At 46.8% G+C, this 19,961-nt stretch carries 16 protein-coding genes; 12 read left to right on the forward strand and 4 right to left on the reverse strand.

Translation table 11 applies throughout. The features are described from left to right. The first annotated feature begins 6 nt into the window (after positions 1 to 6). The 6 genes from J7623_RS15200 to J7623_RS15225 all read left to right on the forward strand — a co-directional run bounded on the left by J7623_RS15200 (position 7) and on the right by J7623_RS15225 (position 5,945). Positions 7 to 1,389, forward strand: coding sequence for a RagB/SusD family nutrient uptake outer membrane protein (locus tag J7623_RS15200; RefSeq protein WP_291921600.1), 1,383 nt, complete (start codon positions 7 to 9; stop codon positions 1,387 to 1,389). A gap of 24 nt (positions 1,390 to 1,413) precedes the next feature. After that, positions 1,414 to 2,625 carry a TlpA disulfide reductase family protein gene (locus J7623_RS15205; protein WP_291921602.1) on the forward strand — a complete coding sequence of 404 codons (1,212 nt, stop codon included), beginning with the start codon at positions 1,414 to 1,416 and terminating at the stop codon, positions 2,623 to 2,625. Positions 2,626 to 2,653: 28 nt separating this feature from the next. Then, positions 2,654 to 3,826 (forward strand): TlpA disulfide reductase family protein, encoded by a 1,173-nt coding sequence (locus J7623_RS15210; protein ID WP_291921604.1) that lies wholly within the window; start codon positions 2,654 to 2,656, stop codon positions 3,824 to 3,826. Positions 3,827 to 3,853: 27 nt separating this feature from the next. Beyond that, positions 3,854 to 4,360 (forward strand): hypothetical protein, encoded by a 507-nt coding sequence (locus tag J7623_RS15215; protein ID WP_291921607.1) that lies wholly within the window; start codon positions 3,854 to 3,856, stop codon positions 4,358 to 4,360. Positions 4,361 to 4,498: 138 nt separating this feature from the next. Then, positions 4,499 to 5,158: an HAD family phosphatase gene (locus J7623_RS15220; RefSeq protein WP_291921610.1), complete on the forward strand. Its 660-nt coding sequence runs from the start codon at positions 4,499 to 4,501 to the stop codon at positions 5,156 to 5,158. Positions 5,159 to 5,240: 82 nt separating this feature from the next. Then, a complete protein-coding gene (locus tag J7623_RS15225; RefSeq protein WP_291921613.1) occupies positions 5,241 to 5,945 on the forward strand; it encodes an NUDIX domain-containing protein in 705 nt (234 codons plus the stop codon). A gap of 49 nt (positions 5,946 to 5,994) precedes the next feature. Here the strand turns inward: J7623_RS15225 and J7623_RS15230 are convergent, their stop codons facing one another. Further along, on the reverse strand, positions 5,995 to 7,824 hold the full coding sequence (locus J7623_RS15230) for an alkaline phosphatase (RefSeq protein ID WP_291921615.1): 1,830 nt from the start codon (positions 7,822 to 7,824) through the stop codon (positions 5,995 to 5,997). Between the two features lie 273 nt (positions 7,825 to 8,097). Then, a complete protein-coding gene (locus J7623_RS15235) occupies positions 8,098 to 8,643 on the reverse strand; it encodes an alpha/beta hydrolase (protein ID WP_291921618.1) in 546 nt (181 codons plus the stop codon). 633 nt (positions 8,644 to 9,276) lie between these two features. Here J7623_RS15235 and J7623_RS15240 point away from each other — a divergent pair. Beyond that, a complete protein-coding gene (locus J7623_RS15240; RefSeq protein WP_291921620.1) occupies positions 9,277 to 10,077 on the forward strand; it encodes a DUF4350 domain-containing protein in 801 nt (266 codons plus the stop codon). Positions 10,078 to 10,158: 81 nt separating this feature from the next. On the opposite strand, the gene queG is transcribed toward J7623_RS15240, so the two are convergent. Then, complete coding sequence (queG, locus tag J7623_RS15245; RefSeq protein WP_291921623.1) at positions 10,159 to 11,073, reverse strand: tRNA epoxyqueuosine(34) reductase QueG; 915 nt, start codon at positions 11,071 to 11,073, stop codon at positions 10,159 to 10,161. A gap of 51 nt (positions 11,074 to 11,124) precedes the next feature. Here queG and J7623_RS15250 point away from each other — a divergent pair, with 51 nt between their 5' ends. Together J7623_RS15250 and J7623_RS15255 are read left to right on the forward strand one after the other, a co-directional pair. Continuing rightward, positions 11,125 to 13,155, forward strand: a complete 2,031-nt coding sequence (locus J7623_RS15250; protein ID WP_291921626.1) for a transglutaminase domain-containing protein — start codon at positions 11,125 to 11,127, stop codon at positions 13,153 to 13,155. A 3-nt stretch (positions 13,156 to 13,158) separates the two neighbouring features. Then, positions 13,159 to 15,072 (forward strand): DUF3857 domain-containing protein, encoded by a 1,914-nt coding sequence (locus J7623_RS15255; RefSeq protein ID WP_291921629.1) that lies wholly within the window; start codon positions 13,159 to 13,161, stop codon positions 15,070 to 15,072. 123 nt (positions 15,073 to 15,195) lie between these two features. On the opposite strand, the gene J7623_RS15260 is transcribed toward J7623_RS15255, so the two are convergent. After that, positions 15,196 to 16,470 (reverse strand): OmpA family protein, encoded by a 1,275-nt coding sequence (locus tag J7623_RS15260; protein ID WP_291921630.1) that lies wholly within the window; start codon positions 16,468 to 16,470, stop codon positions 15,196 to 15,198. A 579-nt stretch (positions 16,471 to 17,049) separates the two neighbouring features. Here J7623_RS15260 and J7623_RS15265 point away from each other — a divergent pair. Genes J7623_RS15265 through J7623_RS15275 form a run of 3 tightly spaced genes read left to right on the forward strand, consistent with a single transcriptional unit; the run spans position 17,050 to position 19,949 of the window. Further along, a complete protein-coding gene (locus J7623_RS15265) occupies positions 17,050 to 18,243 on the forward strand; it encodes a glycine betaine/L-proline ABC transporter ATP-binding protein (RefSeq protein WP_291921633.1) in 1,194 nt (397 codons plus the stop codon). A 25-nt stretch (positions 18,244 to 18,268) separates the two neighbouring features. Then, a complete protein-coding gene (locus tag J7623_RS15270) occupies positions 18,269 to 19,105 on the forward strand; it encodes a proline/glycine betaine ABC transporter permease (RefSeq protein ID WP_291921635.1) in 837 nt (278 codons plus the stop codon). A gap of 1 nt (position 19,106) precedes the next feature. Further along, complete coding sequence (locus J7623_RS15275) at positions 19,107 to 19,949, forward strand: glycine betaine ABC transporter substrate-binding protein (RefSeq protein ID WP_291921638.1); 843 nt, start codon at positions 19,107 to 19,109, stop codon at positions 19,947 to 19,949. Positions 19,950 to 19,961: the final 12 nt, after the last annotated feature.

The raw sequence follows: 19,961 nt of genomic DNA on the forward strand, positions 1-19,961 counted from the left end.
CTGGATATGAAAAAATATATGCACCATATAAGCCTGTTTACATGGCTACTGACGATGAGCGCCTGTAGTAAACAACTGGATCTGAAGCCGGAGGGTACCATGGTAGAATCGGAACTGCTGAAAAATGAACAAACAACAAACGGCTATCTGGCAGGTACTTACCTGACCATGATGGATGCTGTAGCCGGGAATAATTATCAGTTAGGTGATATCAGTGCCGGTGTTGCCGCTACCTTCGATCAGAATGTGGTGAAAGGGACTATAGACCCACGCGACAATCAATATTCCTCCCTCTGGGAAAAACCCTATCAGGCCATAAACCAGTGTAATGTTATCATAGGGCAACTGCCCAAATATGCGCAGTTTGATAAAGGTAAACAAGCTGCATTCATTGCAGAAGCCAGATTTATACGGGCTTACTGTTATCTGTCACTATTACGACTATACGGAGATGGGGCACTGCAGAATAAGCCCGGAAATATGGGCGTACCGCTGCGGTTGGATCCTTTTGACGGATATGATGGTTCTCAGAATATTCCCCGGTCCACCAACGGAGAAGTATATGCGCAGATACTCAAAGACCTGGATACAGCTATCCCGGATTTGCCGGTATCCCGGGGCGATGCCCTTAATCAGGCCAGCCGGGCTACTAAAGGAGCCGCCAATGCCCTGGCTGCAAGGGTATGCCTGTATGAGCAGGCGTATGATAAAGCCGCCACATATGCACAGGCAGCCCTGACTGGAAACGTATATCAGTTGCAACCATCCTTCTGGGCACTATGGCCGGATCACTATACCAGCGAGGGTAGCTACTCTCTGAGTACAGAAATATTGTTTGCTTTCCCGGAAAGCTTCAATAAATCTTCCCGCTCTAATGATAATAATGGCATTTACTATGCTTATGGTTTTAGTAATCCCATCCCGGAATTCCTGAATAGCTACACCTCAGGGGATGAACGACTGGATAGCCTGATGTTGTCTGATCATCCCATAATGCGCAAATTCACCGATCAGAATATCAGGGACAACGTGCCAATGATCCGCCTGCCGGAAGTAATGCTTACGCTGGCAGAAGCCCTGGCGCAAACCAAAGGGATAAACAACACGTCCATTGATTTACTGAACCAGGTATTTGCCCGCGCTTACTCAAAAAAAGGACCGCCGAAAGTATATACCGCAGCCGATTTTGCTACGCCTGCAGCTCTTGTAAGCAGAATACTACAGGAACGTAAATGGGAACTGGCTTTTGAGGGATTTGCCCGCTATGATGCCATCCGCACCAATACGGCGCCTAATCCGCAAATGCCTGCCAACCGTTATGCATGGCCCATTCCGCAACACGAAATTGATATCACAAACGGCCTCATTAAACAAAATGCAGGTTATTAATCATCATACCGGAAACATAAATAAATGCAAAAGCTAAAAATCTCCGGCGTTATAGCCGCCACGCTGATAAGCATGGCCAGCTACGCCCAAACCCAGCCACAGATTACATTACAGGGTACCATCGCAGGTGACCTGAAGGGACACAACAAAATGTATATCTATTCGCGTACGTATAATGATTCTGCGACAATAGAAAATGGTCACTATGCCTTTAAAATTCCTTTTAAGGAGCCGGTGTTCCTGATGCTCGTTCCGGAATATGTATTGAAAGAAGGACAAATGTACCGGCCCTTCGGTATCCTGATGGACGAGCCCATCACCTACACCGTGACTACAGATATGGCAAACGGGGGGATGGATGCCTCTACTATAAAAGGCTCCGAGGCAGTAGAACTGCTGCAGGCTTACGGCAAGGAAAAAGAGGCCGCATGGACGAAGATCAGCGAAGAACTGAAGAAGGAATACGGACAACCCTGGATGCAGGAAGATGATCCCAAATACGCCGCTTTTGAAGCCAGACAAAAAGCATTACAGAAGAAGTATATTGTTCCACTACTGCAAAAGCTGGTAAAGGAGCATCCTAATTCTTTCGCTTCCGTATTTAGCCTGTCAGATGCCCGGGAGAATACGACCCCGGAAGAGCAGGAACTATTGTATGCGAAGCTATCTCCCAAAATGCAACAAACAAAAGAAGCGAAGGAATTCAAAGAGTTTTCTCAGGGAATTAAAAACTCCGCAGTGGGAAAAAAAGTGAAAGACTTTACGCTGCCGGATGAAAAGGACAAGGCATTATCGCTTAGCCAGTTCAAAGGAAAATACCTGTTGATCGACTTCTGGGCCAGCTGGTGCAGCCCCTGCAGGCAGTCGTTTCCACACATGCGCGAAGTATACCAGCAATATAAAAATCAGCCCTTCGATATCTACAGCATCTCCATCGATAAAAGTAAAAGCGACTGGCTGAAAGCAGTTGCCGCTGAAAACAATCCCTGGAAGCAGGCATTGGATAATATCAACATTGCCGGTAAAGGTTTTGCTATTACAGGTGTTCCCACTACTTACCTGATCAGTCCTGATGGCGTTATCCTGATGAAAGAAGTAGGCTTTAATCCCGACGGCTCCGGCGAAATTGAAAAGAAACTGGCATCTCTTTTTGGCAGCAGCGTGAAACCTGCAGAAAAGCCGGCTAAAGAAGAGGGTAAAGTAACAGAGGCAGTTCCATTGCAGGCGATCCAATAACTAACATTATCTAAACAGCTACATACAAATGAAGAAGTATCAAAGCAAGTTAACCAGCATCTTCTTGCTGATGGCAGGTTTTGCCACCGCAGCCTCCGCACAGCAGGCAAAGAAATTCATTACCGTAAGCGGTAAAATTAAGTTTCCGCCTTCGGCAGAACAACAACAGAAATTCCCATTCCGGGTACAGAAACAGGTGGGCGATGACCGCGTAACCATAGATACTATTCACCTGAAGGCGGACGGTACCTATAGCGTGAAAATCGATGCTACCCGGCCACAATTCTATATCCTCAACGAATTTGAGGAAGATCGTCTCACCATATGGGCCGGTAAAGACAACCTGAAAATTGATTTTCGTGGAGAGGATACTGCATTTATTAAAATCAAAAATCCACCTTATGTATTTATTGAAGGCAGTAAGGAAAATGATCTCATCAATCAGGTGAACTTTATTAATTATCGCAATTACCAGAACATGATCCAGGTTGGACAGTTGCAATACAAAGCCTCCCTGGCGAAGGATACCGCGTTGGAGCATGCATTAACGGAACAGTTTAACTGGCTGTTTGATGATATGACAGAACGTATTAAACTGCTGGTAAAAATGAACCAGCATACACCGGTTTTAATGTACGCACTGGACTTCCTGCATCCCCGTAAAGACAAAGATCTGATCCTGGCGGAGATTAGCCGCTTATCGAAAGAATTTCCCTGGCTGGCGGAAGCAAAGCAAAAGAAGATAGACATGGAGAGAGCGGAAGCTATTGCAAAGAAAACAGCGATTGGCGTGACGGCAATGGACTTTAGTCAAAACAACACAACAGGCAAACCAGTCAAATTATCTGACTATCGTGGCAAATACGTGCTGCTCGATTTCTGGGCCAGTTGGTGTGGTCCCTGTCGCGCAGAGAATCCGAACGTATTGGATAACTACGAAAAGTATCACAGCAAAGGATTGGAAATCCTCGGCGTGTCACTGGACGATAAGAAAGACGCCTGGCTGAAAGCCATTAAAGACGATGGCCTGGAGTGGGCACACGTCAGCGATCTGAAAGGATGGAAAAATGCAGTGGCTAAAGAGTATAATATTAACGCGGTACCAAGCAATTTCTTGCTCGATAAAGAAGGGAAAATTATTGCTAAAGACTTGCGTGGAGAAGAACTGAGTCAAAAGCTGGCGGAAATTTTTGGTAAATAAATAGATCACCTGTAATTATATTGAGTTATGAAGAAGTTATGGATACTGTTGTTAATCTGTTGTAGCACTGCTGCCATGGCGCAAATGCAGGCGGCTAAGAAAATCATTCCTGATTATACACATGAAACGGTGATCAAGGCGCCGTCCGTAAAAATATGGCGGGTGATCCGCAACCTGCCACAGGTAAAGGATTACTCAAATGGCATGATCAAAGATGTACAAATTGTTACTGAAGGAGAAACTCGCTACCGGGATATCACGTTCACGGATAATCGTAAACGCCGCGATGTGATAGAACAGGTACATGAGTCCTATAAATTCTTTGTGTTCAATATACAGTCTCCTTTACCCAACGGTATTACCCAGGCTACTGTTACTGCACTCGTGGAATCCCAGCCGGATAAGGAGGACAGCTCCGTAGTACGTTGGAGCATTATACTGGAAGGAGATAAAAATAGCCGCAAACCTTTGGTGGATACACTGGCCGCGGAAATAGGCAACTACGAAGCAGGATTGAAGAAAATGCTGGAATAGCGGTTAGCCATTAGCTATTAGCAAATGCAATGAAAATCATCCACTCTTGGACTTCGTTGCATTTGCTAATAGCTAAGGGCTAAAAGCTAACTGCTTTAAAAATTCCGTGTATCTTTGCGCCTTACAAAAAAAGGCACAATGAACCAGCAGCAAAAAGCATTTATATTCGACCTCAACGGTACCATGATTGACGATATGGAATACCACCTCGAAGGATGGTATAACATGCTCAACAAACTGGGCGCCAACCTGCCACGGGAGATTGTAAGAAGTCATATGTATGGCAAGAATGAAGAGTTACTGGTGCGCATCTTCGGGGACACCCACTTTACCCCGCAACAAATGCAGGAAATTGCGCATGAGAAAGAAGTACTATACCAGGAAGCTTTCCGTCCCCACCTGAAGCTGATTGAAGGGCTGCCGGCATTCCTGGAAAAGGCGGCTGTCAGCAACATTCCAATGGCCATTGGCTCTGCTGCCAACACTTTCAACATCAATTACGTATTGGATAACCTGGATTTACGCCATTACCTGAAGGCGGTAGTAAGCGCCGGCGATGTAGCCACCAGCAAACCGAATCCGGAAGTATTCCTGAAATGTGCCTCTTTACTGGGCGCTACACCCGCCAATTGTATTGTGTTTGAAGATGCGCCTAAAGGCGTGGAAGCTGCGGCAAATGCAGGCATGCAAGCGGTAGTGCTCACTACCATGCATACACGGGAAGAATTCGATGCTTACAACAATATCATCGCATTTGTGGCAGATTATACGGATCCGGTGTTACAACAACTGTTTTGATTCATTGGAAATATATCGCAATATAATTTCCTAATGTCAGCCGGGTGCTATAAATTGCCGGCCTATCTAAATAGTTCGCGTTATGATACGTTATTCAGGGCAATCAAGAATGCTGGTAGCAGTTGATTGTATCATTTTCGGTTTTGATGGAGAAGAATTGAAGCTGCTGCTGATCAAGCGGGGATTCGAGCCACAAAAAAATAAATGGAGCCTGATGGGCGGATTTGTACAGGCAGATGAAAGCTTTGAAACAGCTGCTGAGCGCGTACTCCACAAGCTAACAGGACTTGAGGGCGTATACATGGAACAGCTCTTCGCGTTCGGGGAACCCTCCCGCGACCCCGTAGAACGTACCGTTTCCATCGCCTACTTTGCCCTGATTGATATCAACCAGCTAAAGTTACAAATCAGCGATGACTACCACGCAGAGTGGATTTCATTGGATAAACTGCCGGACCTGGTTTTTGATCATACTGATATGGTGAAGATGGCCCAGGAAAAAATTCGCTATAAAGCCGCTATACACCCTATTTTGTTTGAACTGCTACCACTGAAGTTTACGATACCCCAATTGCAGCTACTGTATGAAGCCGTATACGACGTAACATTCGATAAACGCAATTTCAGCCGCAAAGTATTGTCAACAGGACTGCTGATAAAACAGAAAGATAAAGATCGCCTCAGTTCCAAACGGGGCGCCTTCTACTTCAAACTGGATAAACGCAAGTACAACGCTAAATTTAATGCCTTCCTGAACTTTGTAACAGATCCGGGCAACCTGCGCTAGGAGAGGGGGAAAGGAAGAGGGACGCGAAACGCGTCCCTCTGTGAACTATTTAGAGCCGAAAGCATTTCAGCATCTTCGCGTGTATTTCATTATTCTCATACACCCCACGGAACAGTTGGGAATTAGGACCGTAAGCAAACACCATTACCGGGATACCCGTGTGATCATTGGTGGCAAAGTGACCGCGTAAGGTACCTTTTGCAATATCGCCGTCCATCAGGGCCAGGCCGCCGGTTTCATGGTCTGCCGTTACAATCACCGTCGTTTGTTTGTCTTTATCTGCAAAGCGCAGGGCTTCTCCAATGGCATCATCAAAATCAAGCATTTCACGCACCAGGTAGTCCAGGTCGTTGAAGTGCCCGCCATGGTCTATACGGGAACCTTCCACCATCAGGAAAAATCCCTTCCCGGAAGCATTTAACTGTTGTAAAGCCTTTTTCAAAGCTGTTTTCAGGTATGCTCCCCGGCCATTACGCATAGACGTAACTACTTTGTCGCTGAGGATCACCAACGTCCTTTTTTTCATCGCCGGATCCCAGCTATCCAGGTTATCATACATTTGAATGCCTGCATCAGACAGGGCTGCGCCGCCGTCTCTCTCCAGTTCTTCTCTGCCACCACCTACTGCCAGTTGCAGCTTGCTGCTGAGTAATTGCCTGTTCAGGGTATAGGTGCTGTCCCGGTCTGGCGTATGACCGTAGAAAGAGCCTGGGGTAGCGCCGGTAATTTCTTCCGTTACAATCACCCCACTCTGGATACCCTTGGGCGCCAGCACTTCCGGAAGTACCGGGATGGAAACATACGTGTTGTCCATACCAATAGCCCGGTTGTGGGTTTTGCTGCCGGTACCCAGCGCAGAGCCGCCTGCAGCGGAGTCAGTATGGTAGTTATCGGTCGACTGGGTTTTAGACAGGCCAACCTGTTTCATCTGGAAGATATTGAGCGCGCCTTTGTTGGCGGTATAACCTGCAAACATTTCTGCCAGGCCGGTACCATCACCGATAAAGAGGATGACGTTTTTAGAACGTACCTGTGTGGCATCAGATACATAACTCGGTGTATATACAGGATGTACCGGCATATCACCTGCAGTGGTATGCGTGGTTTTATGCATCACATCATACAATTCTTCCGGATGGTCGGTTCCAATCCAGTCTACACCCAGGTCCATCAATTTATAATACGTGGACCGGGTAGAAGGAGCGCCCCAGAAACGGAAAGCATACCCTTGCTGGTGTACCTGGTCAATTACCTGGGTCACTTTTTTCAGTTCCGCCGGTACCAGGGTGCCTTTGCCATTCCATTTGGCGTATTGGCCGAAGTCCACGCTCAGCATAGCGATGCGGGATTTTAACGCCGCCGGATATACGCTGTCTGGTCTGCCGTCAAAAAAGAAGATAGGATCGAATTTTTCCCATTCGGTCATTGGAGGCAGGTTACCGGAGATCACGAGCTTCACTGCGGATGGGTTGGTGTTGCGGTCGAAATATTGGCGGTATGGCAGCAGCAGGGTTTGTAATGCCTGCAGGGTGGAACTGCCTTCTGTTTTAATATCTATCAGTAACTGCATGGGAGAGTTATCTGCATAAGGTTTGCCGTTATACAGGGCAAACTGGCGCAGTACCGGTTGCAGGTACATTTCTTTAAAGGTACGGAAGGGAGTGATAGCACTGGGATCATGTGCTACGTATATGACACCCTCTTTCAGGTGTATATCTGCCTCAATAGACCCAAACTGCAGGGAGGCGGCAGCATAAAAGGGCGTTGCACGTTCATAGTCGTTGTGCGAATGCGCCGCTGCCATCGTGTATTGCCTGATTTGTGCATGTGCACTGGCCGCCAGTAATACACCCGACAAAACCGAAACAAAATTCTTCATTGTATAATTCATCTGTTGTAAAATGCAGTGGTTACTTTGTAAATAAAGCGTTCCCCCGTTTAAAGGGGGCAAAGGTAGCAACAATCTTATCTGGCAGCCTTCCGGTAGTAGTTTATCATTATGTTAATTGTTGCCGTTGAAAAATCGATTTAGTTGAGCATTCAGCAACTAAGATATTATTTTTTGCCGGCAAAAGAAAAGTATTGGATAAGCAGGGAAAGAAGGAGATGGAAATCGGGGAAATTACAGGTTAAACAAGTTGGCAGTAAATCATCAGAGAGTAGGCCAGTTTTGAACCAGTTCTTTCAGCAGGTTTTGTCCTTCCTGCCATTCTCCCAAACCGGATTCACTATTGATATGACCTTTGGCGCCGGCATTCACAAAACGGCTGCCCCATTTACCGGCAAAAAAAGCCGCCCGCTCCAACGAACAATACGGATCATTAGTACTGGCTACAATAATGCTTTTAAAAGGCAGCTTCACCAATGGAATGGGCGAAAATCCTACCGCAGCAGCCGGAAACCCTGGTCTTTCTGCATCTGCCGGGGCTACCAGCAACGCAGCGGTAATTTTGGTTTTGCTTTGCGCCGCCCAATGCGCCAATGCAATACAAGCCAGGCTATGGGCGGCAATCACCACCTGTGGCCCCGCCGCTTTTACCGATTGCTCTATCTGCGCTATCCAGCGTTCGCAAACCGGCGCGTCCCAATCCGTTTGCTCAATCCGCCTGGTACCGGGTATAGACTGTTCCCACAGGGTTTGCCAGTGTAAAGGACCAGAGCTACCCAACCCTGGTGCAGTCAGAACTTTAATTTCCATGACGTTATTTGTGTGTTGAAAGATAGCAAAAGAATAACGAATTATGAATTACGTATGACGGATGGCCGGGAAAAGGCTATTATAAAATAGCCGGAGCTGGAAAGCCCCGGCAACAGGTAACAACCAAAACAGCATTGATTAATACTGAGTATTTTAACGAAAGAGTGTTATTCCGGCTAATGCCAGTATGATAAACTTTTAATTGTTATGGATTAAAGAATAGGAAAACATTATTCAACACGTGGATTTTATGGGTTTAAAATGTCTAATTGACAATTATTATGGTGCGAAAATACGGTACAAAAAGGTTATAAAAAAAAGAAAGGTCGAAAGAATTCGACCTTTATTGCTAAAATTCCACGTTATGGCACTCAGGTCCATAAAAAGTTAATCAGCTTGTCCGGCGTAACCGGTATATAATGTGTGATATTTACGCTTTGGTTGGGGTATTTCTCCTCCTGCTGTACAAAAGTAAATGAAGCTAAAACGATTGTCAAGGAATTAGCAAATAATATTTTAAAAAAAATGAAATGAAGCCATGGGCGGCTGTTCTAGGCAAACAAGATAATTTCAAGGCCCCCTTGTTATAATCTTTAAAGATAAATGAGTACTTTTTTACCAATCTGAACATCCATGAAACGCATCCTGACAAGTACGCTGTTGTTATGTAACCTGGCGATCAATGCTATCGCCCAACAGCAGCCGGGTAAAGCACTCACCGTTACCCTCGATTACTATTACAACAACGAGTTTAAGCCCGGTAAAGATGGCACACCGGTACGCTGGCACTATATCTGGAGCGAAACAGACATGGGAGGCCTGTCTATATGGGGACACGTTTTTGACTCCCTGGGCGTAAAAAGAGATAGCCTGCTCCAGGCGCCCACTGCGGCCAACCTGGCAAAAACGGATATCTATATGATCATTGACCCGGATACCGACAAAGAATCTCCCCACCCCAACTATATGAATAAAAAGGATGCTGCAGCTATCGCCAACTGGGTAAAAGCCGGCGGTGTCCTGGTGCTGTTGGAAAACGATTCCGCCAATGCGGAATTCGATCACTTTAATCAACTGAGTGAAAAATTTGGTATCCACTTTAATGGGGATAGCCGTAACCGTGTGAAAGGTAAAAACTGGGAGCAGGGTACCTTTAACCTCCCTGCAGGACACGAAATTTTTACCCGCGGGGAAAAAGTATACATCAAGGAATTATCGACTATACAGCTGAAGTTGCCTGCCAGAGCCGTTTTTAAAGACGGCGATGATGTAATCATGGCAGTGGCCCGGGTGGGAAAAGGAACGGTATTCGCCGTAGGAGACCCCTGGTTTTATAACGAATATGTAGATGGAAAGAGATTACCGGCATCTTACCAAAATATAGAAGCAGCAACAGACCTGACCCGGTGGCTGATTGAAGCAGCTAGCTTTTAGCCATTAGCTTCTAGCAAAATGCAGCGGAGATTAACATTTAATGTTCTCCGCTGCATTTTGCTAGAAGCTAATGGCTAAAAGCTAACCGCTTAAAAAATCCAGGTTACGGCGAATCCCACCAAACTTGCTGCGCTTAAGGGGAGAATGACGGAAAATGGTTTTAAAAGCTTCTTCTGTCAACTCTTCCCAGTCGCGGGTAGAGAAGTTAAGAATAGCCGGTATAGGCGTAAACTCCGCCTCCTGGTGGGCTTTGGAAAACCGGTTCCATGGACACACATCCTGGCAGGTATCACAGCCAAACATCCAGTCATCAAACTGCCCCTTCATCTTATCCGGTATCAACTGGTCTTTTAGCTCTATGGTAAAGTAGGAAATACATTTGCTGCCGTCTACTACGCCCGGTGCTACCAGCGCTTCCGTAGGACAGGCATCCAGGCAACGTGTACAGGACCCGCAGTAGTCGCCCACCGGGCCATCATACTCAAGCGCCAGATCCGTAATCAGCGTGGCAATAAAGAAAAATGATCCGGCCTGTTTATGAATAAGGTTCCCGTTTTTACCAATCCAGCCCAACCCGCTACGCCTGGCCCAGGCACGCTCCAACACCGGCGCAGAATCCACGAAACCGCGGCCCTGAACTGGTCCTATATGCTCCTGCATGCGCAGCAACATGGTTTTCAGCTTTGCCCGGATCACCTCGTGATAGTCATGACCATAAGCATATTTGGAAATACGCGGGGCATCGCTGCGCTGCCGCTCGGAAGGAAAGTAATTAAACAACAAGGTAATTACAGACCGGGCGCCATCTACCAGTTTACGGGGATCTATACGCTTGTCGAAATGATTCTCCATATACTGCATGTTGCCATGCATGCCCTTACTCAGCCAGGCCTCCAGTCTGCGCGCATCCTCATCCAACTGCACCGCCTGCGCGATACCGCAGTGATCAAATCCCAGTTCCCTGGCCAGCTCTTTTATGAATAAAGTATGCGTCATCTCCGCGAAATTACATGAAATTTTATACCTTCATCCCGCATATTATCCGATATGTCCTTATACTGTATGCGCTATAACATTGTTTCGCTCGTCTGCCTCACGGGCAGTTTGTTTACCCTGCGTGCCACTGCCCAGGATCCCGCCAAAATGAAATTTGGAAAAGTTGATAAACAGGAATTTACTATCGAAAAGTTCGACAAAGACACCGGCGCCCACGCCATCGTGCTGTCCGAGATCGGCTCGTCGAAGTTCGAAACAGATGGTAACGATCTGCGGCTGGTCTACAAAGTACACCGCCGGATTAAAGTTGTCGACAAAAACGGCTACGACGTGGCCACTGTAGAAGTACCCCTGTACAAATCTGAAACACAGGAAGAAAAATTGCAGAACCTGAAAGCCGCTGCCTATAACCTCGAAAACGGAGAAGTAGTGGAGACCAAAATGGACAGCAAAAGTGTGTTCAGTGATAAACAGGATAAGTCCGTGATGGTAAAGAAATTTACCCTTCCTGCCGTAAAAGAAGGCACCATTGTGGAGTACACCTACACGATTACTTCGCCTTACTACCGCCACCTGCGCTCCTGGGATTTCCAGGGTGAATACCCGCGGCTGTGGAGTGAATATAGTGTATCCATTCCCGAGTACTTCGACTATATGCTCATCCCACAGGGATACGAAAAGTATGTAGTGAAAACAAAGGACTACAGCCGTTCTACATTCACCTTCCGCAATGAATCGCATGGCGGGGCAGGTCCTTCTCAAACGGTGACGGTTACCCCCAATATCACTAACTATAAATGGGCACTGAAAGATGTGCCGGCTATTCATAGTGAGAGCTTTATCACCACTACAGATAACTACGTAAACCGCATGGAGTTCCAGCTGTCGGCCTACAATTGGCCGGACCAGCCACGTAAACCGGTGCAGAGCACCTGGGATCAACTGATGAAGGATATGCTGAAAGATCCCGATATGGCCGGTGCACTGGATAATAATAACGGCTTCCTCGCAGGTACTGTTGATGAACTGGTGAAAGATGCCAAAACCAACCGGGAAAAAGCACAGAAAATATTTACCTGGGTACGTGATAATTTTACCTGTACCAGTTACCACGCCTTGTGGATGAGAAAATCGCTGAAAACCGTTTTTAACACCAAAAGCGGAACGGTGGCAGATATCAATATCCTGTTGGTCGCCATGCTGAAGAAAGCGGGACTCTTCGCGTCTCCCGCCATTCTCAGCACCCGCAGTAACGGTTATGTATACCAGTTTTATCCGCTGTACACCCGCTTTAACTACGTGGTAGCTACTGTAAATCTCGGCGACGAAAACATTACACTGGATGCTTCCCATCCATTGCTGGGCTTCTGCCGGCTGCCATCTGAATGTTATAACGGCGCCGCCAGAACGGTAGATGAATTTGCTACTCCCATTGCACTGGGAGCCGATTCATTGAAAGAACAAAAATTTACCAGCGTCATGCTCGGAAAAATAAAAGACGGAATGATGGAAGGTTCCTTCATGCAAAGGCCCACCTACTTTGAATCCTATGCAGTGCGCAATAAGGTGAAAGAAAAAGGGCAGGACGAGTTCTTCAAACAAATCGGAAAATCCTATACCGGCGACATGGAACTGAAGAATAAAGAAATAGAAGATCTTAAAAACCTGGAAGACCCGGTAATGGTGAAATATGAATTTGACATGCAGTTGGGCAACGAAGATATCTTATATATTAACCCCATGCTGGGAGAAGCATATAAAAGCAATCCCTTTAAATCCATGGAACGTAAGTTCCCGGTGGAAATGACAAGCGTTTCAGACGAAGTATATTCCTTTAACATGGATGTGCCGGATGGATATGTGATAGATGAATTACCCAAACCTACCATCGCCAACTTCAATGAAAACGAAGGCCAGTTCCAATACCTGATTCAGCAGGCGGAAAACCATATCCAGCTGCGTTGCCGCATTAAACTGAATAAAGCCAATTTCGGACCGGATGATTACCCCACCCTGCGGGAATTTTTTGATCTGATTGTAAAAAAGCAGGCCGAACAAATTGTCTTAAAAAAGAAAAAATAATATATGCGCAAACTGTTAATAATCTGCGCAGGATGTTGGCTGTCCATTGCCGCGCAAACCGCACAGGCAGGGGATCCGGTATATCCGGCTAAAACAATCCCGGCCGCACTGAAAGAACATGCACATACCGTGAAACGGCTGGATGAAACCACCGTTAAAATCAATGATCCGTTAGATACCCGTGTTACCTTTCATTATATCACCACCGTGTTGGATGAAGAAGGAGCAGGAGATGTACGGCTATACGAATACTACGATAAACTTAGGGAAATACGTTCCATCTCCGGCGCATTATATGATGCCAATGGCGAACTGGTAAAACGGTTAAAGCAAAGTGATATCAAGGATGTCAGTGCAGTAGGGGATGGTAGCCTGATGACAGACGACCGCATGAAAATTCATCAGTTTTATCATACCGTGTATCCATATACGGTAGAATATACAGTTGAAGTGCGTCAGAATCATACTGCCTGGCTACCGCAATGGCAACCCCAGGAGGGCATCGACTGTACAGTAGAACAAAGTAAGCTCACCGTTATAACCCCGCAGGATTATGCACTGCGTTACCGGAGTTACCTGTATAATGGTGAACCGGTCATTACAACAGACAAAAGTACCAAAACATATACCTGGGAGGTAAAGCAACTGGCAGCATTAAAACAGGAAGTGAATCCTGATGAATTTTACCGTCGCACACCCGGCGTTTTTCTTGGCGCTACCGATTTTGAAATAGAGCGTTATAAAGGAAATATGAGCTCCTGGAAAGACTTCGGCAACTTTGTTTATAAACTGAATGAAGGCAGAGATGTGTTGCCTGATAATATCAAAGCCAAAGTACAGGAACTGACAAAAGGACTTTCTTCCCGCAAGGAAAAAATAGACGCCTTGTATAAGTATATGCAGCAGAATACCCGCTATATCAGTATTCAACTGGGCATAGGCGGCTGGCAGACGTTTGACGCCATGTCTGTTGCGTCAAAAGGATATGGCGATTGTAAAGCATTGTCTAATTATATGATGGCATTGTTGAAAGAAGCTGGTATCAAATCGAATTGTGTACTGGTAAAGGCAGGAGAGTATTCGCATACCCTCCGGGAAGACTTTCCTTCTTCTCAGTTTAACCACGTTATTCTCTGTGTGCCAGACAGCAAAGATACTACCTGGCTGGAGTGTACCAGCAGTATAAAGTCTGCAGGGTACCTGGGCGACTTTACGGACGACCGGCCCGTATTGCTGGTAGATGAGAAGGACAGTAAGCTGATTCGTACACCTTTTTACAATATCAATTGTAATCAGCTGGTGCGTACTATCAACGCCGTAGTGGATTCCAGTGGCAATATTGATATCAGCACCAGAACCGTCCGTACCGGGCTTCAACAGGACTATCAGCATGAAATGATTCATCGGTTGAGTAAAGAAAAACAGTTGGAACGGTTGCGGGAAGGACTCGATCTCTCAAGCTATGATATCACTGGTTATCATTATAAAGAAATACCTGGTGTCATTCCGGCTATGGAGCAAACATTACAGATCAAAGGACATAACTATGCAACGGTAACGGGTAAACGAATGTTTCTGTTGCCTGATATTCTTAACCGCGGCGGCATAAAACTGGATGCAGAAGAGGGGCGGAAATCAGAGATCAGGTTTAACTTTGCTTACCGGGACATCGATACCGTGAACATTACTTTACCGCCAGGTTATCGCCCGGAAGCAATGCCTGCGCCTGTAACGGTATCCGGAAAATTCGGAAGTTACAGTGCTTCCTCCATCGTAAAAGGGAATACGATCATCTATATACGAAAAATAGAACAACAGGCTGGCGTATTTCCCGCCACTGATTTCCCGGAATTAGTGAAGTTCGTGGGCGCCGTTTACAAAGCCGATCGTAGTAAGATAGTGCTGGTAAAAGAATAGCAGAAAGCAAAAAGCATAAAGCATAAAGCTATTGAGGCGAATGATCTGAGCGAGTATAATATCCGCTTTAATCATTCGCCTCAATAGCTTTTTGCTTTCTGCTTTATGCTTTCTGCTCAGCAATTATTTCTCCCGTACACTCACCGAAATATGCCTGTCCTTTTTCCTTTCTTCATCAGGAGCATTAGCAGCGGCTTTTGCGAATTGAGAGCCATAACCTTCTGCTCCCAGTAACTGGGTTGCATTGGTTTTCTCCTTCTTCAACGATGTCACCACTGATTCAGCGCGCTCTTTCGACAGGCGCAGGTTAGCAGTGCTATCACCGGTGCGGTCAGTATAACCACCTATTTTTATCTTAGCTTTCGGAAATGCTTTCATGATAGCGGCAATATTACCCACCTGCTTCATGCTTTCCTCTGTCAGTTCAGCACTACCTGTTTTGAAGTTGAGATTATCGAAGTCAAACCATACATCTTTGCCGGCAGCTTTGCTACCATCTTTCAGGAAGGTGACTAGTTGATCTTCAATGCCACCTTTATATGCATCCAGTACTACGCCATCAGGAAGAGTTACTTTAATGCTTTCCCTGGTTTCAGTAACAGGTGGGGTCGTGGCTACACCCATGGAAGCAGAATCAGCGAGCTGACTGGTAGTAATGCTGTCTGATACCGGTGTGCCACCAGGTTTATTGTTGCCGCAACCACGCATCAGGTACCACAGTAAAATGATGGCAATTAATATCAGCAGCAATGACCACACCCAACGATTGCTGCTACCACCAACAGGCTTGATGTTCACGGCGCCCGCACTGGTAGTGGCAGTATCTGTGCCGATACCCAGTTTTTTACCCAGGTCGCCCAGGTTAGCCAGCCCCAGGATGCCGGCAATATTTAATCCACCGGGAATGGCCCCCAGTATTTTATCTTTTTGAGAATCCAGTAAAGAAAGGAAAGAGTTAGGACTAAGATTATTTTGTGCCGCATATTGGCCTACAGTGCCCAGTGTAGCCGGTGCAGCCGTTTGCAGTAATGTGTTGGCGGAAGATTCTTTGATGCCGGCAAATGAGGATAACATACCCACGATAGAGCCTACCTTATCGCCAAACAGGCTACGGAGTAAATCGGCGCCTTTGCTCATCAGTCCACCTGCGCCACCCTGAAGCGCGCCTGTAATGGCCGATGGATTTGCATCCCCGGCTACCCCTTTTACCATATCGAGCAACCCGCCGGCACTTCCTGATGATCCTGCCTTGCTGAGCAGACCACCTAAAATAACCGGTACTATGCCACCAATGGCTTTCTGAATTCCTCCCTCACTTTCCCCAAGTTGTGAGGAAGCCTGACTAACCACATTGTTGTTGAAAATACTTTTAGCGCTTTCCAGTAAGTCGAAAGACATAATTGTAGGGTTTAATGATGATGAATGTATAGATCAGTTTGAATCTCGATTATCCGGCTGTTAGCGGAAACAGACAATTGCATCTCGTAGGAATGGTATAACAACAGAGTCCGCGTTGTTGTTTGAATCCCTGTACAATTGCCATAAATAGCATTTTTGTTATATAATAAATTGTAAATAAAGTATTGGTTTTTAGAGAGATGGATACCTTTATAGGTGTTTTCCTTGGCAGCGCAGTCATTTTTTCGTACCTTCGCCTCGCTTTACGCATTTTCGACTGTTGAATGTGCCTTCCGTGCACCACGCAATACGCTATAACAGTCAATATTTATTGGATTGATCATTTGTCGGGCCACATCGCGCCCGGTTTTCATCTCCGGCTAGCTGTTTTACACAGTTGTATGCACATAGGATACCTGTGTCGCCTGGAAAACGATCAGCTTAAACATATTTGAAAATTGATAACTATGATTCAACGATCATCGTATTAGCTTCTTTATGTGCATAGCTGATCCGGCCAGCGCATCTTGTACCGGATTGAAAACCCGCCGTCCCGGCAGCGCTAAAAACTATGCAACAATGCCTAAACTTCAAATCGATAACCTGACCCTCATCTTTGGCCGTGAGCGCAACGCCGCCCTGCAAATGCTGAAGGAAGGTAAAAGCAAAGCAGCCATCCTTAAGGCTACCGGCTGCACTGTGGCCGTAAAGGAAGCTTCGTTTCAAATTGAAAAGGGAGAATTCTTTGTAATCATGGGTTTGTCCGGCAGCGGAAAGTCAAGCCTGCTGCGCTGTTTAAACCGCCTGATAGAACCCACTGCCGGAGATATTTTACTTAACGGTACCAACATCACCAGGCTGAACGAAGCCGCTTTGCAACAAACCCGCAGAAAAGAAATTTCCATGGTGTTCCAGAAATTCGGCTTGCTGCCACACCGCACTGTGCTGGAAAATATTGCTTTCGGGCTGGAACTGCAGGGCATCCCCATGGCAGAAAGAACAGACAAAGCCCGCGCGGTAGTGGAGCTTGTAGGACTCATGGGTTACGAACAAATGCTGCCGGCAGAATTGTCCGGTGGTATGCAGCAACGTGTAGGCCTGGCCCGCGCACTGGCCAACGATCCGGAAGTGCTACTCATGGATGAAGCCTTCTCTGCACTCGATCCGCTCATCCGCACGCAAATGCAGGATGAACTGCTCGACCTCCAGGAAAAGATGCACAAAACCATCATATTTATCACCCATGATCTCGATGAAGCCATTCGCCTCGGCGATCGCATCGCTATCATGAAAGATGGTGAAGTGATACAAATAGGCACACCGGAAGAAATCCTCACGGCGCCCGCCAACGATTATGTATCCTCTTTCGTGGAAAAAGTGGACCGCAAAACGATTATCACCGCCTCCTCTATGATGGATACCAAACCCACCATGGCAGTATTCCGGAAAGATGGACCAGAAGGAAGCCTGCGTAAAATGCGCGCCACCGGCCTCGATATCCTCCCGGCAGTAACCGTCGATAAACACTTCCTCGGCTTTGTATATCTCCGGGAAATACTGGAAGTAAAAAGGAGGGGCGACAAAACCATCGAAGCGGCCATCCATCGCGATGTACCGGTGGCACACCCGGATACTACGGTAGAACAAATGTTGCCCTTTATCGCTGAAACAGATAAGCCGGTGGCAGTAGTTGATCCGCAAAGCAATAAACTGCTGGGATTAATTTCACAAACATCGCTCATTATTGAAACCACCGGTAATCAGCCGGTATAACCCCAATGGATAAACGAATTAAGATATGATCAGAATAGGAAAATATATAGAACATTTCATCAATTGGCTAACCCATAACTTTGGTCCCTTCTTTAAGGCCCTCAAAATAGGGGTGGAAGCAATGGTTGGCAGTGTGCAATGGCTGCTGACCTTCACCCCCTTTTATATCGTGATTACTTTACTGGCATTCCTGGCCTGGAAACGGGCCGGCTGGGGTGTGGGTATAATGACCCTCCTGGGCCTCGGTTTTATTTACGGTATGGGATACTGGGGGCAAACCATGGAAACGCTGGCATTGGTCCTCGTATCGGCCGTTATTGCCTTGTTAATTGGTATTCCACTGGGTATCTGGGCCGCTAAAAGTAATACTGCCGGCAAAATGATGCGCCCGCTGATGGACTTCATGCAAACCATGCCCGCCTTTGTATACCTCATTCCCGCAGTGTTATTTTTTGGATTGGGAAAAGTGCCCGGTGTATTCGCTACCATCATCTTCGCGATGCCGCCGGCAGTCCGCCTCACTACGCTTGGTATTAAACAGGTGCCGGAAGATATTGTGGAAGCCACCCACTCTTTCGGCGCAACGTCCCGGCAGTTGCTCTTCAAGGTTGAGCTGCCGCTGGCCATGCCTACCCTGTTGGCGGGCGTTAACCAAACCATCATGATGGCACTGTCGATGGTGGTGATTTCAGCTATGATTGCCGCCGGCGGACTGGGAGAAGTGGTCCTCAAAGGGATCACCCAACTGAAGATAGGCGTGGGCTTCGAAGGCGGTATTGCCGTCGTAATCCTGGCCATCATCCTGGATCGCATCACGCAGTCGTTTGGAAAAAGAAAACAACGGACTTCAAAAACAACCTGATATGAAGCAAATATTTTTATTCGCACTGGCAGCGCTCATGCTCGTCGTCGTTGCCTGTAATACCGGTGACGCCAATGGCAAAAAGAAAATTACGATTGGCTGCGTCAACTGGGCAGAAGGTGTGGCCATGACCTACCTGGCTAAAAACATACTGGAGCAAAAAGGCTACGAGGTTACCCTGAAAAATGCCGACGTGGCGCCCATATTCGCGGCCGTTGCCGGCGGCGATGCCGACGTATTCCTCGATGCCTGGATGCCGGTAACGCATCAACGCTATATGGAAATGTTTGGTCAGCAGCTCACCGTATTAAATACCAGCTTTGAAGACGCCAGGGTGGGATTGGTAGTACCAGGCTATGTAAATATTCACAGCATCGCGGAACTCAACGCCGCCAAAGATAAATTCAATCGTCACATCGTTGGAATTGATGCCGGCGCTGGTATCATGGGCAAGGCTGAAGAGGCTGTGAAAGCTTACACCCTGGACTATGAGCTGCAAGCCTCCAGCGAAGCAGCTATGATGGCAACACTGAAGAAAAGCATCGATGAAAAGCAACCCATCGTTATCACGGGCTGGGCGCCTCATTGGATGTTCTCCCGTTATCAGCTCCGTTTCCTCGATGATCCCCAACAGGTTTTCGGTGCCACTGAAAAAATTCAAACCATCGCCAATAACGAATTTAGTATAACCGACACCGTAGCCGTTCAATTCTTCCGTAAATTCCAGTTGAATAGTGAACAACTGGGCTCTCTCATGGGTGCCCTGGCCGATACAGACAGAGATGAGGATGCCGCTGTGAAAAACTGGATGCAACAGCACCGGGAATGGGTAGAGAGTTGGTAAAGCAGAAAGCAT

Origin of the sequence: Chitinophaga sp., assembly GCF_017745275.1 — a bacterium.
In the GTDB taxonomy this organism is placed as follows: Bacteria; Bacteroidota; Bacteroidia; order Chitinophagales; family Chitinophagaceae; genus Chitinophaga.